Source organism: Kitasatospora sp. HUAS MG31 (assembly GCF_040571325.1).
Classification (GTDB): Bacteria; Actinomycetota; Actinomycetes; order Streptomycetales; family Streptomycetaceae; genus Kitasatospora; species Kitasatospora camelliae.
In genome coordinates, this window is the sequence record NZ_CP159872.1 from 4,475,486 (window position 1) to 4,489,188 (window position 13,703).

Annotated in this window: 12 protein-coding genes; 9 read left to right on the forward strand and 3 right to left on the reverse strand. The window is 74.9% G+C overall.

What is annotated here, in order from left to right; genetic code table 11:
* Nucleotides 1–11 precede the first annotated feature (11 nt).
* The 6 genes from rsmI (at nucleotide 12) to ABWK59_RS20330 (ending at nucleotide 6,024) form a co-directional block, all read left to right on the forward strand.
* Nucleotides 12–857: a 16S rRNA (cytidine(1402)-2'-O)-methyltransferase gene (gene rsmI, locus ABWK59_RS20305; RefSeq protein WP_354642021.1), complete on the forward strand. Its 846-nt coding sequence runs from the start codon at nucleotides 12–14 to the stop codon at nucleotides 855–857.
* Nucleotides 858–1,068: 211 nt separating this feature from the next.
* The gene (locus ABWK59_RS20310) at nucleotides 1,069–1,512 is read left to right on the forward strand and encodes a hypothetical protein (RefSeq protein ID WP_354642022.1); all 444 of its coding nucleotides are present in this window, start codon (nucleotides 1,069–1,071) and stop codon (nucleotides 1,510–1,512) included.
* 113 nt (nucleotides 1,513–1,625) lie between these two features.
* Entirely contained in the window at nucleotides 1,626–3,245 is a 1,620-nt protein-coding gene (gene metG, locus ABWK59_RS20315) for a methionine--tRNA ligase (RefSeq protein WP_354642024.1), read from the forward strand.
* Nucleotides 3,245–4,123 (forward strand): TatD family hydrolase, encoded by an 879-nt coding sequence (locus ABWK59_RS20320; protein ID WP_354642025.1) that lies wholly within the window; start codon nucleotides 3,245–3,247, stop codon nucleotides 4,121–4,123. The genes metG and ABWK59_RS20320 overlap by 1 nt, the downstream gene beginning before the upstream one ends.
* A gap of 99 nt (nucleotides 4,124–4,222) precedes the next feature.
* On the forward strand, nucleotides 4,223–5,107 hold the full coding sequence (gene rsmA / locus ABWK59_RS20325) for a 16S rRNA (adenine(1518)-N(6)/adenine(1519)-N(6))-dimethyltransferase RsmA (RefSeq protein ID WP_354642026.1): 885 nt from the start codon (nucleotides 4,223–4,225) through the stop codon (nucleotides 5,105–5,107).
* Nucleotides 5,104–6,024, forward strand: a complete 921-nt coding sequence (locus tag ABWK59_RS20330; protein WP_354642027.1) for a 4-(cytidine 5'-diphospho)-2-C-methyl-D-erythritol kinase — start codon at nucleotides 5,104–5,106, stop codon at nucleotides 6,022–6,024. The genes rsmA and ABWK59_RS20330 overlap by 4 nt, the downstream gene beginning before the upstream one ends.
* A gap of 32 nt (nucleotides 6,025–6,056) precedes the next feature.
* Here ABWK59_RS20330 and ABWK59_RS20335 read toward each other — a convergent pair whose 3' ends face one another.
* Nucleotides 6,057–8,075 carry a sigma-70 family RNA polymerase sigma factor gene (locus ABWK59_RS20335; protein ID WP_354642028.1) on the reverse strand — a complete coding sequence of 673 codons (2,019 nt, stop codon included), beginning with the start codon at nucleotides 8,073–8,075 and terminating at the stop codon, nucleotides 6,057–6,059.
* Nucleotides 8,076–8,173: 98 nt separating this feature from the next.
* A complete protein-coding gene (locus ABWK59_RS20340; protein WP_354642029.1) occupies nucleotides 8,174–8,494 on the reverse strand; it encodes a YciI family protein in 321 nt (106 codons plus the stop codon).
* A gap of 180 nt (nucleotides 8,495–8,674) precedes the next feature.
* On the opposite strand from ABWK59_RS20340, the gene ABWK59_RS20345 reads away from it, so the two are divergent.
* From ABWK59_RS20345 to ABWK59_RS20355, 3 genes are all read left to right on the forward strand, one after another.
* The gene (locus tag ABWK59_RS20345) at nucleotides 8,675–9,385 is read left to right on the forward strand and encodes a DUF998 domain-containing protein (protein WP_354642030.1); all 711 of its coding nucleotides are present in this window, start codon (nucleotides 8,675–8,677) and stop codon (nucleotides 9,383–9,385) included.
* A 52-nt stretch (nucleotides 9,386–9,437) separates the two neighbouring features.
* Complete coding sequence (locus tag ABWK59_RS20350; RefSeq protein ID WP_354642031.1) at nucleotides 9,438–9,794, forward strand: DUF1801 domain-containing protein; 357 nt, start codon at nucleotides 9,438–9,440, stop codon at nucleotides 9,792–9,794.
* Nucleotides 9,795–9,909: 115 nt separating this feature from the next.
* Nucleotides 9,910–11,712 (forward strand): ABC-F family ATP-binding cassette domain-containing protein, encoded by a 1,803-nt coding sequence (locus ABWK59_RS20355; RefSeq protein ID WP_354642032.1) that lies wholly within the window; start codon nucleotides 9,910–9,912, stop codon nucleotides 11,710–11,712.
* 52 nt (nucleotides 11,713–11,764) lie between these two features.
* On the opposite strand, the gene ABWK59_RS20360 is transcribed toward ABWK59_RS20355, so the two are convergent.
* Nucleotides 11,765–13,699 (reverse strand): FUSC family protein, encoded by a 1,935-nt coding sequence (locus ABWK59_RS20360; RefSeq protein ID WP_354642033.1) that lies wholly within the window; start codon nucleotides 13,697–13,699, stop codon nucleotides 11,765–11,767.
* Nucleotides 13,700–13,703 lie beyond the last annotated feature (4 nt).

Here is a 13,703-nt window from a genome sequence, read left to right on the forward strand (position 1 = left end):
AGGATGGGGACGTGACAGGAGTACTCGTTCTCGCAGGCACCCCCATCGGCGACGTCGCGGACGCGCCGCCCCGGCTGCTCACCGAGCTGGCCTCGGCCGACGTGATCGCCGCCGAGGACACCCGCCGGCTGCGCCGGCTCACCCAGGCGCTCGGGGTGGTGCCGACCGGCCGGGTCGTCTCGTACTTCGAGGGCAACGAGGTGGCCCGCACCCCCGAGCTGGTCGAGGCGCTGCTCGGCGGCGCCCGGGTGCTGCTGGTCACCGACGCCGGCATGCCCTCGGTCTCCGACCCCGGCTACCGGCTGGTCGACGCGGCCGTCGCGGCGGAGGTCAGGGTCACCGCCGTCCCCGGCCCGTCCGCGGTGCTCACCGCGCTCGCGCTGTCCGGACTGCCGGTGGACCGGTTCACCTTCGAGGGCTTCCTGCCGCGCAAGGCCGGCGACCGGGCCCGGCAGCTGGCCGAGGTCGCCGCCGAGCCGCGCACCATGGTGTTCTTCGAGGCGCCGCACCGGATCGCCGAGGCGCTCACCGCGATGGCCGAGGCCTTCGGCGCCGACCGCCCGGCCGCGGTCTGCCGCGAGCTGACCAAGACCTACGAGGAGGTCAAGCGCGGCCCGATCGGCGAGCTGGCCACCTGGGCGGCCGCCGGGGTCAAGGGCGAGATCACCGTGGTGGTGGCCGGCGCCCCGCCGGCCGCGCCCGAGCAGCTCACCCCGGCCGAGCTGGCCCGCCGGGTGGCCGTCCGGGAGGAGGCGGGGGAGCGCCGCAAGGAGGCCATCGCCGCCGTCGCGGCCGAGCTCGGCCTGCCCAAGCGCGAGGTGTTCGACGCCGTGGTGGCCGCCAAGAACAGCCCGTGACCAGGCGTGCCACCAGGCATTCCGGCGCGTACCTTGGGAACAAGCGCTCCGTAAACACCGGCCGGGCGAAGCTTTGGCCCAGCCTTTCCCCAAGCCTCGCCAATTCGGTTCCAAGACTTGGCAAGCCGGGTGGCGGAGGCGCCGACCGGGGCATTCCCTGGGATGGAAGACCTGAGCCGGGCGCGGGTCCGGCGGGCGCTGGGAGACGGCTATGAGCGACACGATCGGTAGCCCTCTGAGCGGCGGCGGAGCGCCGAGCGGCCTCGGTGTCACCACCAGGCCGCGGAACTCCGTGGAGACCGTCCGGGAGGCGTACTCGTTCGTCTGCCTGAGCTGCGGCTACGGCTGGGAGCAGGCCTACGACATCGAGCACCACAAGGCCCGCGACGGGCAGACCGTGTTCGAGTACAAGGCGAACGGGCTGAGAGTGCCGTCGCCGCTGAAGAACCCGACCTGCCCCGGCTGCGGCGGGCACAAGGTGCGGATCATGCGCGAGGGGCGGGTGGCCACGGCCGACCGGTCATCCACCCCGGCCCCCGGGTACGCGCCGCACGCCGAGCCGGCCGACGCCGAGGCCCCGGTCCCGGCCCCGGCCGAGATGCCGGCCGGCACCCGCCGCCGCTGGTTCGGCTTCTTCTCCCGCCGGGCCGACTAGGACCCGCCGCGCCCGGCCGGCCCTTCGGCGGGCCGGCCGGGCCCGGGCGGGAGCCGTCCGCGCACCGATACTCGGTCGTGGGTGGTTCCTTCGCGCGACTAAGATTCGGTGGCATGGCGGCCACTGAAGACCACAGCACCACCGAGGCGCAGCGCTCGGCCTACTACGTCACCACCCCGATCTACTACGTGAACGACCGCCCGCACCTGGGCCACGCGTACACGACGGTGGCCGGCGACGTGCTCACCCGCTGGCACCGCCAGCGCGGCGAGAAGGTCTGGTACCTGACCGGGACCGACGAGCACGGCCAGAAGATCCTGCGGACCGCCGAGGCCAACGGCGTCACCCCGCAGGAGTGGTGCGACAAGCTGGTCGAGGAGGCGTGGAAGCCGCTCTGGCAGCACCTGAACATCGCCAACGACGACTTCATCCGCACCACCCAGAAGCGGCACACCGACCGCGTGCAGGAGTTCGTCCAGGACCTGCACGACAAGGGCGAGATCTACAAGGGCGGCTACTCCGGCCCGTACTGCGTCGGCTGCGAGGAGTACAAGCTCCCCGGTGAGCTGCTCCCCGGCGCGACCGAGGACGAGAAGCTCTGCCCGATCCACAAGCGCCCGGTCGAGTGGCTGGAGGAGGAGAACTACTTCTTCCGGCTCTCCGCGTACGGCCCGAAGCTGCTGGAGTTCTACGCCGCCAACCCGGACTTCATCCAGCCGGCCACGGCCCGCAACGAGGTGCTGCGCTTCGTCGAGCAGGGCCTGCAGGACCTCTCGATCTCCCGCTCCACCTTCAACTGGGGCGTCCCGCTGCCCTGGGACGAGAAGCACGTCCTGTACGTGTGGGTGGACGCGCTGCAGAACTACATCACCGCCGCCGGCTACGGCAGCGACCCGGCCCGGTTCGCCGAGCTGTGGCCCGCCTCGGTGCACCTGGTCGGCAAGGACATCCTCCGCTTCCACGCGGTGATCTGGCCCGCGATGCTGATGGCCGCCGGGCTGCCGCTGCCCAAGCGGGTCGTCGCCAACGGCTGGCTGATGGTCGGCGGCGAGAAGATGTCCAAGTCCAACCTGACCGGCATCGCGCCCACCGACCTGACCTCGCACTTCGGCGTGGACGCGTACCGCTACTACTTCCTGCGGGCCATCCCGTTCGGCACCGACGGCTCGTTCTCCTGGGAGGACTTCACCGCCCGGTACACCTCCGAGCTGGCCAACGACTTCGGCAACCTGGCCTCCCGGGTCGCCGCCATGGTCGGCAAGTACTTCGACGGGGCGCTGCCGGCCGCCACCGCCGCCGGCGCGGCCGAGCAGACCGTCGCCGAGGGCCTGGCCAAGGCCGCGGAGACCGCCGACCGCAAGATCGGCGAGGAGCTGGACTTCGCCGGCGGCATCGCCGCCGTGTTCGAGTTCATCAAGCTGGTCAACGGCTACCTCACCGAGCAGGAGCCGTGGAAGGTCGCCAAGGACACCTCCGAGGAGGGCCAGGCCCGCCTCGCGACCGTCCTCTACACCGCCGCCGAGGCGCTGCGGGCCACCGCCGTGCTGCTCAACCCGCTGATGCCGACCGCCGCGGCCAAGCTCTGGGACTCGCTGGGCGCCGAGGCCTCGCTGGGCGCGCTCGCCGACCAGACCATCGGCACCGTCGCCGACTGGGGCCGGCTGCCGGCCGGCTCCACCGTCACCAAGGGCGACATCCTGTTCCCCCGTCTGGAAGAGAAGCCCGCCTCCTGATGGCCAAGAAGGACGACGACCGGTCGACCCCGCCGCCGCTGCCGGAACCCCTGGCCGTGTCGGTGGCCGACTCGCACACCCACCTGGACATGCAGTCCGGCACCCCCGCCGAGGGCCTGGCCAAGGCCGCCTCGGTCGGGGTGACCACGGTCGTCCAGGTGGGCTGTGACGTGCGCGGCTCGCGCTGGGCGGCGGAACTCGCCGCCGAGTTCGAGGCCGTGCACGCGGCCGTCGCCCTGCACCCCAACGAGGCGCCACGGATCTTCCTCGGCGACCCCGACGGCTGGTCCGGGCAGCACCGCTCACCCGGCGGGGCGAAGGCCCTCGACGAGGCGCTCGCCGAGATCGACGCGCTGGCCGCCCTTCCGCAGGTGAAGGCGGTCGGCGAGACCGGGCTGGACTACTTCCGCACCGGGCCCGAGGGCGTGGACATCCAGAAGGAGTCCTTCCGCCGGCACATCGAGATCGCCAAGCGGCACGGCAAGGCCCTGGTGATCCACGACCGGGACGCCCACGAGGACGTCATCGCCCTGCTGCTGGAGGAGGGCGCGCCCGAGCGGACGGTCTTCCACTGCTACTCCGGCGACGCCGCGATGGCCAAGGTCTGCGCCGAGCACGGCTGGTACCTCTCCTTCGCCGGCCCGGTCACCTACAAGGCCAACCACGCCCTGCGCGAGGCCCTGTCGGCCACCCCGCTCGACCGCGTCCTGGTCGAGACCGACGCCCCCTTCCTCACCCCGCACCCGTTCCGCGGCCGCCCCAACGCCCCGTACCTCATCCCGGTCACCGTCCGCGCCATGGCCGCCCACCTCGGCCTCGACGAGGACGAGACGGCCACCGCCATCGCCGCCAACACGGCCAGGGCCTTCGGGTACTGACCGGCGAACGGACGCCGGGCGCCGCCGGAACGCTCCGGTGCCCCGTCCCCGGGGAGACCGTCGAACGGTGAGGCGGTGTGGCGCCCGTATCCTTGCGGGGTGAGCAGCACCGATCCCACGCCGCAGTCCGACAGTCACCTGCTGGGCGCCGCCGACATCCGTGAACTGGCCGCCGCGTTCGGGGTGAAGCCGACCAAGCAGCGCGGGCAGAACTTCGTCATCGACGGCAACACCGTGCGGCGGATCGTCCGCGCGGGCGGGGTGACCGCCGAGGACAGCGTGGTGGAAGTCGGCCCGGGGCTGGGTTCGCTGACCCTGGCGCTGCTGGAGGTGGCCGCGCACGTCACCGCCGTGGAGATCGACCCGCTGCTCGCCCGGCACCTCCCCACCACCGTCGCCTCCCGGATGCCGGAGAAGGCGAAGGACTTCGACCTCGTGCTGAGCGACGCGATGGAGGTCACCGAGCTGCCCGGCCCGGCGCCCACCGCGCTGGTCGCCAACCTCCCGTACAACGTGGCCGTGCCGGTGCTGCTGCACATGCTGCAGACCTTCCCGAGCATCGAGCGCACCCTGGTGATGGTGCAGAGCGAGGTCGCCGACCGGCTCGCCGCCAAGCCCGGCAACAAGGTGTACGGCGTCCCCTCGGTGAAGGCCAACTGGTACGCCGAGGTGAAGCGCGCCGGTGCCATCGGCCGCAACGTCTTCTGGCCGGCGCCGAACGTGGACTCCGGCCTGGTCTCGCTGATCCGCCGGGACCCGCCGAAGACCGCCGCCTCCCGCGCGGAGGTGTTCGCCGTGGTGGACGCCGCCTTCGCCCAGCGCCGCAAGACCCTGCGCGCCGCGCTCGCCGGCTGGGCCGGCTCCCCGGCCGCCGCCGAGGAGGCGCTGCACGCCGCGGGCATCGACCACAAGCTGCGCGGCGAGATGCTCACCGTCGAGCAGTTCGCCGCCATCGCCGAGCACAAGCCCGAGGCCGCCCGATGATCACCGTCCGCGTTCCCGCCAAGGTCAACGTCCAGCTCGGGGTGGGCGGGCTGCGGGCCGACGGCTTCCACGACCTGGCCAACGTCTTCTTCGCGGTGGCCCTCGCCGACGAGGTGACCGCCACCCCGGGCGAGGGGGTCACCCTCTCCTGCACCGGTCCGGACGCCGCCTCCGTCCCGCTGGACGCCACCAACCTGGCCGCCCGGGCGGCCCGGCTGCTGGCCGCGCACCACGGCCTCGCCGACCCCGGCGTCCACCTGCACATCGCCAAGGCGATCCCGGTGGCCGGCGGGATGGCGGGCGGCAGTGCCGACGGCGCGGCGGCCCTGGTGGCCTGCGACGCGCTCTGGGGTCTGGACACCCCGCTGGAGACCCTGCTGGAGCTGGCCGCCGAGCTGGGCTCCGACGTGCCGTTCGCCCTGCTGGGCGGGGTGGCGCTGGGCCGTGGCCGGGGCGAGATCCTTGAGCCGCTGCCGGTGGCGGGCCCCTTCCACTGGGTGTTCGCGGTCGCCGACGGCGGCCTCTCCACCCCGGCCGTGTTCCGCGAGTGCGACCGGCTCCGCGAGGAGGCCGGCACCGGCTCCTCGGACCGCGAGGTGCCCACCCCGGACGCCGACCCCGCGCTGCTCGCCGCCCTCGCCGACGGCGACCCGGTGGCCCTCGCCGCCGCGCTCGCCAACGACCTCCAGGCCGCCGCCCTCTCGCTGCGACCCGCGCTCGCCGACACCCTGCGGGCCGGTACCGGGGCCGGCGCGCTCGCGGCCCTGGTCTCCGGCTCCGGCCCGACCTGCGCCTTCCTGACGAAGGACGCCGAGTCGGCGGCGGCGGTGGCCGAGGCGCTGATCGCCTCCGGCACCTGCCGGACCGCGCACGCCACCCACGGGCCGGTCCCGGGCGCGGCGGTGCTCGCGGGCTGAGGCCCGCTCTCTCACCGGGGGCGGGGCGGGGCTCAGCCGCGGGGCCGCAGCCGCCGCAGGGTCCAGCCCCGGCCGTCCGGGTCGAGCGGGCGGGTGGTCCGCTTGAAGAGGTACTCGGCCCGCTCGTAGGACAGCCGGCCCCGGCCGGTCTCCGGGCAGCGGTCCGCCTCCGCGGGCATCCGCCCGGGCCCGGGACGGCGGTCGGCGAGGAAGACCGGCCCGCGGCTCCGGCCCGCCAGCAGCTCGGGCAGCAGCCGGGCGGTGCCCGACCGCCAGTCGACCCAGCGGCCGCCGGACCGCGCCCGGCGGTCCTCCAGGTCCAGGTCCTCCACGTTCAGCGCCAGGACGGCGGCCACCGGGGCCGCCGACTCGTACAGCAGCCGCCACAGCGTCCGCTCGCGCAGCGCCGGTCCCGGCAGCGCCCAGAGCGCCGCCAGCCCGTCCGGGTCGATCGCCGGGGCGGGGGTGCGGGAACGCGCCCTGCGCTCCAGGCCGGCGGCCGGGTCGCCCAGGCCGGCCCAGGCGGCGAAGGAGCGGACCGCGGACCGGTGCCGGTTCCAGGTCGCGGGCGCCGCCCCGCCCCAGGCGGTGGCGAACACCCCGGCCACCCGGTCCGCGTCCAGTTCGGCCAGCGGCAGCCGCTCGCCCAGGCCCAGGCGGAGCCGGCGCAGGGTCTGCCGGTACGACCTGACGGTGCCCGGGTCCAGCGCCCCGCCGGCCAGGAACTCCTCGGCGGCCTCGCCGAGCCGCCGGACGGGCGCCGCCCCAGCGACTCCGGCCGCCCCACCGTCCCCGGCCGCCCCGCCTTCCCCGACCCGGTCGGCGCGGCGCAGCAGGAAGGCCCGCTCGGCGGCGTTCCGGGTGAGGGCGGCGGCCCGCTCGAACTCCAGCCGGGCCTCCCGGTACCGGCCGAGGTCGGCCAGCAGGTCCCCCCGGACGCCCGGCAGCAGGTGGTAGTCCCGCAGCACAGGGTCGGCGAGCAACTCGTCGGCCAGCGCCAGCCCGGCCTCCGGGCCGCGGGCCCGGCCGACCGCCACGGCCAGGTTCAGCCGGACCACCGGCGTCGGCAGCAGCCGCACCAGCGCCTCGTACAGGGAGGCGATCCGCGGCCAGTCGGTCTCCTCCGCGGTCCGCGCCTGGGCGTGGCAGACCGCGATCGCCGCCTGCAGCACGTACGGGCCGGGCGGGCCGCCGGCCTGGCGGGCGCGGAGCATCGCGCCGAAGCCGCGGCGGATCAGCAGCTGGTCCCAGCGCCCCCGGTTCTGCTCGTGCAGCCGGACCGGCTCGCCCGAGGGCCCGGTCCTGGCCGCGGACCGGGAGGCCTGGATCTCCATCAGCGCGACCAGCCCGTGCACCTCCGCCTCGCCGGGCACCAGCTCGGCCAGCAGCCGCCCCAGCCGCAGCGCCTCCAGGCAGAGCCCGGGCCGCATCAGGTCGTCGCCGGAGGTGGCCGAGTACCCCTCGTTGAAGACCAGGTAGACCACCTCCAGCACCGAGGCCAGCCGCTCGGCCAGCTCGGAGCCGTCGGGCAGTTCGAACGGCACCCCCTCCCGGGCCAGGGTCCGCTTGGCCCGGGCGATCCGCCGGGCCACGTCCTGCTCGCCGACCAGGAAGGCCCGGGCGATCTCCGCCGCGGTCAGTCCGCCGAGCAGCCGCAGGGTCAGCGCCACCCGCTCCTCGGTGGGCAGCACCGGGTGGCAGGAGACGAACATCAGCCGCAGGACGTCGTCCTGCTCCGGCTCCTCGGCCGCGCCCACCGGGTCGCCCTCGGTCCGGCGGTCGAGCTCGTGGGCCAGCTGCTCCTGCTTACGGGTGTGCAGCTCGGCGCGGCGGATGTGGTCCACCGCGCGGCGCTTGGCGATGGCCGTCAGCCAGGCACCCGGGTTGTCCGGGATACCGGACGCCGGCCACTGCTCCAGCGCGGCGACCAGCGCGTCCTGGGCCAGCTCCTCGGCCAGGCCGACGTCGCGGACCATCCGGGTGAGACCGGCGACGATCCTCGCCGACTCCAGCTTCCAGACGGCGTCGATGGTGCGGTGGACGTCGAGCACGGCCACGATGACAGCACCCGTCCCGGCAGGACCGCAAGCCGGAACGGGTGCTGACGGGGAATCAACCGACGGTCGCCGGAGGGATCACCGCCGGTGGATCAGTTGAACACCTGCTGGATCACGCTCTCGCCGTCGCCGACGATCCGGCGGAACCGGCGGGCCAGCTCGACCGCCTCCTCCTTGCTGCGGACCTCGACCAGCGCGAAGCCGGCCACCGCCTCCTTGGCCTCGGCGAAGGGCCCGTCCGTCACGGTGATCTCGTCACCGGCGGAGGCGACCAGGATCCCGCCCGCCTCCAGCCCGCCGGTGGCCAGCAGCACGCCGGAGGCGGTCAGCTCCTCGATGAACTTCCCCATCTCGGCGAACAGGGTCTCGTCCGGGACGGAGTCGGTGGCCTTGGTGGTCATCAGGAAGCGCATGGTGCGCCCTCTCTCTCGTGCCTCGTGTGTCGTGTGTCGGGCTCTCTGCCCACACGTCGATCGGGGCGATGTGACCGGGAACGCGAGCATTCCCTGTCACATCGGTGGTCCGACGTCAGGGCGAGACACCGCAACGGCCCACCCCGGACCACCCCGGACCACCCCGAGAGGACCCCCGAGATGACCGCCCTGCCACACCCCACCGCCACCACTGCCACCACCGCCCAGGCCGCCACCACCCACACCACCGCCCAGGCCGCCCCGCACACCGCCGGCACCCGGACGCTGCTCACCGCCGGCGCCCTCGCCGGCCCGCTGTTCGCGGCCCTCGCCCTCGGACAGGCCGCCACCCGCGAGGGCTTCGACCTCACCCGCCACCCGCTCAGCGCGCTCAGCACCGGCTCGCTCGGCTGGCTGCAGATCGCGAACTTCCTGCTCTCCGGTGCCCTGTTCACCGCCGGCGCGGTGGGCCTGCGCCGGTCCCTGCGCGGCACCCCCGGCGGAACCTGGGCACCGCGGCTGCTCCTGGCCAGCGGCCTGGGCACGATCGCCGCCGGCCTGTTCACCATGGACCCGGCCGGGGGCTTCCCCGCCGGTACGCCCGACGGGGCGCCGCAGACCCTCAGCTGGCACGCCGCCGCCCACCTGGCCGCCGGTTCCCTCGCCTTCACCGCCCTGATCGCCGCCTGCTACGTCCTCGGCCGCCACTACCGCCGCACCGGCGACCGCCGCCGCGCCCTGCTCTCGCGTGTCGCCGGGACCGCCCTGCTGCTCGGTAACGGCTGGGCGATGGGCGGCGGGCCGGCCGGGACGCTGACCCTCGCCGTCGGCGCCCTCACCGCGATGCTCTGGGCCTCCGCCGCCGCCGCGCACCACCGCCGTACCGCCTGACACCCCTGCCCGCCCCTCGACCCTGTACCCCACGCCCAAGGAGCCAGCCCTCATGAACACCACCACCGTCGACGCGTACCTGGCCGTTCTCCCCGCCGACCAGCGGGAGATCGCCGACCGGATCCTCCCGCTGATCGAGGCCGTCCTCCCCGGCACCGGCGCGCTCTGGCACGGCCACCCGGTCTGGAGCCTCGGGGCCGCCCCCGGCAAGGACCCGGTCTGCTTCGTCAAGGCCTACCCCCGGTACCTGACCTTCGGCTTCTGGCGCGGCCAGGAGATCGAGGACGGCTCCGGCCGGCTCGCCGCCGGCGCCCGCAGCATGGCCTCGGTCAAGCTCCGCGAGGCCGCCGAGGTCGACCCCGAGCTGTTCACCGGCTGGCTGCGCGCGGCCCGCGCCCTCCAGGCGTAGGGCTCGTCCGACCGGCCCCGGCCCTCCGGGCGGACCGGCCACCGCCGGCCGCCCACTAGGCTGGGGAGATCGGGGCAGACCCCGAGCGAACCCGACCCGCAGGAGCGCAGCAGCCGTGGCCGTCAACCTCGCCACCATCGAGTCCGTCACCAAGGTCTACGGCACTCGGGCTCTGCTCGACGGCGTCAGCCTCGGTGTCAGCGAGGGCGACCGGATCGGTGTCGTCGGACGCAACGGCGACGGCAAGACCACCCTGATCCGGATGCTCGCCAAGCTGGAGGAGCCCGACACCGGCCGGATCACCTGGTCCGGCGGCCTGCGGATGGCCGTCCTCACCCAGCACGACTCGCTGGACCCCGCGGCCACCATCCGGCACGAGGTCATCGCCGACCGGGCCGACCACGAGTGGCTCGGCGACGCCCGGATCCGCGACATCATCCAGGGCCTGTTCGGCGGCCTGGACCTGCCCGGCTTCAAGGACGGCCTGGACACCGTCATCGGCCCGCTCTCCGGTGGCGAGCGCCGCCGGATCGCCCTGGCCAAGCTGCTGCTCGGCGAGCACGACCTGATCGTCCTGGACGAGCCCACCAACCACCTCGACGTGGAGGGCATCGCCTGGCTCGCCGCCCACCTGCGCGACCGCCGCTCCGGACTGGTCTGCGTCACCCACGACCGCTGGTTCCTCGACCAGGTCTGCACCCGGATGTGGGACGTCCAGCGCGGCGAGGTCCGCGAGTACGACGGCGGCTACTCCGACTACGTCTTCGCCCGCGCCGAGCGCTCCCGGATCGAGGCCACCGAGGAGCAGAAGCGCCAGAACCTCGCCCGCAAGGAGCTCGCCTGGCTCCGCCGCGGCGCCCCGGCCCGCACCTCCAAGCCGCGCTACCGGATCGAGGCGGCCAACGCGCTGATCGCCGACGTCCCGGAGCCGCGGGACAAGTCCGAGCTGATGAAGTTCGCCAACGCCCGCCTCGGCCGGACCGTCTTCGACCTGGAGGACGTGACCGTCAAGGCCGGCGAGAAGCTCCTGCTGGAGCGCCTCACCTGGCAGCTCGGCCCCGGCGACCGGATCGGCCTGCTCGGCGTCAACGGCGCCGGCAAGACCTCCCTGCTCCGCGCCATGCAGGCCGCGTACGCCACCGAGGGCGACGTCCAGCCGGCCGGCGGCGTGGTGAAGGTCGGCAAGACCGTCCGGCTGGCGTACCTCTCCCAGGAGGTCGCCGAGCTCGACCCCGAGACCCGGGTGCTGCAGGCCGTGGAGCAGATCCGCGGCCGGGTCGACCTGGGCAAGGGCCGGGAGATGAGCGCCGGCCAGCTCTGCGAGCAGTTCGGCTTCGGCAAGGACAAGCAGTGGACCCCGGTCGGCGACCTGTCCGGTGGTGAACGCCGCCGGCTGCAGCTGCTCCGGCTGCTGATGGACGAGCCCAACGTGCTCTTCCTCGACGAGCCCACCAACGACCTCGACATCGAGACCCTCAACCAGCTGGAGGACCTCCTCGACGGCTGGCCCGGCTCGATGATCGTGATCAGCCACGACCGGTTCTTCATCGAGCGGACCACCGACACCGTGTTCGCCCTCCTCGGCGACCGGCGGATGCGGATGCTGCCGGGCGGCGTGGACGAGTACCTCCAGCGGCGCACCGCGATGGCCGAGGCCGCCGCGCCCGCCCCGGCGGCGGCCCCGGCGGAGGCGTCCGGGAAGTCGGCGGGGGACGTCCGGGCGGCGAAGAAGGAGATGCAGAAGCTGGAGCGGCAGATCGCCAAGCTGGACGAGCAGGAGTCCAAGCTGCACACCCAGCTCGCCGAGCACGCCGCGGACTTCTCCAAGGTGGCGGAGCTGGACGCGCAGCTGCGGAAGGTCCGCGAGGAGAAGGAGCACCTCGAACTCGCCTGGCTGGAGCTGGCCGAGCACGTCTGAGCCGGCGCTCGCGCGTGAGCGGGTACCACTGAGGGGCGTGGCCGGCCGGTTGCTACCCGGCAGGGCGGTCCAGGAGGGCGTCGAGTTCGTCGGCCGCCCGGGTGAGGGCACTGCGGGCCGGGTCGTGGGGCGTGGTGGGCCCGGCCGCCGGTCCGGTGGGCGGGCGGTGCGCGCGGGCGGCGTCGGTGAGGTGGTCCAGGGCGGCGAACACCCGGGCCGCCTCGGCCGGTTCGGGCACGTGCCCGCCGTACCGGATCTGCGCCGCGTAGGCGGCGACCGCGCCGCTCAGCCGTTCCAGGGCGGCCGTGGCCGGCACCCACTGCTCGGCCAGCCGCCCGGCGGGCGGCGGTTCGGCGAGGCCCTGCGCCACCTCCTGCCGGGCGTGCGCCAGCGCCCGGTACGCGCTGCGCCGCAGCCACACCTCGGACACCGGCGCGGGCCGCTCCTCGACCACCGAGGCGAGGTACTCCCGCAGCGCGCCCGCGGCGTCCACCAGCCGGGGCTCGATCCGGTGCGGCGGCCGCTCGGGCCACAGCAGGTAGCCGAAGACCAGGACGATCGCGCTGGCGAGCACGGTGTCCAGGACCCGCGGCCAGAACACCGAGGTGCCGCTCTCGCCGCCGAGCTGCACCAGGATCAGCGCGACCGGGGTCATCACCGCGGTGTTCAGCCCGTAGTGCGCGGCGGTGGAGTACGGCAGCAGCGCCACGCAGAGCGAGACCGCGACGGCCAGCGCCCAGGGGTCGGTGGTCAGGGCGAGCAGGACGGCGGTGACCGCGATGCCGAGGACGGTGCCGACCGCCCGGCTGACCGCCCGGAGGAAGACCGAGCCCAGGTCCGGCTTGAGCACGAAGGCGACCGTCATCGGCACCCAGTAGCTGCGGCTGAGCGGGATGCCGGCGGTGGCGGCCTCGGCGACCGCGATGCACAGCGCCACCCGCAGGCCGTACCGGACCGAGACGGGGGAGAGCAGCCGGGCGCGCAGCCGCCACGGGTCGGGCGGCGGTACGGGCGCGGTGCCGAGCCGGACGTCCTCGCCGGCCACCGTGGCGGCGGCGGCCCGCAGCGCGGAGTCCAGGGCCTTGAGCGCGGGGGTGCCGGGCTGCCAGGCCGGGTAGCCGGGCAGGGGGCCGCCGGTGACGGCCCGGGCCAGGGCCTCGGGGAAGGCGGCCACCTCGGGCGGGACCTTCCGCCGGGCCCAGAGCAGACCGGTGGCGGCCTCGGTGGCGCCCAGTGCGGCCTCGTACATCCGGCGCAGCCGGCGGCGGCGATCGGACTCGGGCCGGCCGGGACGGGTGTGCGGGAGCAGGTCCTGCACCTGGTTGAGGCGGGCGGTGAGCAGCCGGCGGGAGTCGGCGCCGCGCGGGGTGCCGAGGTCGGCGAGGGTCGCGCCGAGCGCCCGGTACGCGTCGGCCAGCGCGCGGTTGCGCGGGTCGGTGGCCGGCCGGACCCGGTACCGCAGGCCCAGCAGGACGACCAGGGCGGCGCCGACCGGCAGCATCGCCGCGCCGGTCCACCACGGGTCGGGCAGCGCCATGCCGCCGCCCAGCGAGGCGGAGACCAGCAGCAGCATCCCGGCGGAGGAGCCGCGCGGACCGGTGGCGCTGACCGCGCCCGAGGCGAAGGCCAGCGCGGTGAGGGCGAGCCCGGCGGCCAGGGCGCCGGCGCCGTGGTGCTGGAGGGCGGCGCCGACCAGCATGCCGAGCGTGGAGGCGGACAGCGCGGCGGCGATCCTGGGGGCGCGCAGCCGGGTGGGCTCGACCCGGTCGTTCATGGTGGCGTGCATCGCGCCGAGCGCGGCGAACACCCCGAGGTCGAGCCGGTCGAGGAGTAGGCCGGCGAAGAGCGGCAGGGCCATGCCGAGCGCGGCACGGACCATCAGGGCCCGTGGCAGCGGGGGACGGTCGGGGCGGGCGGCCCGGGCCCACCAGGCGGGCTCCCGGGTGCCCGGCTCGTCAACGGCGCCCTCGGGGCCGGGGACTGACAAGGGA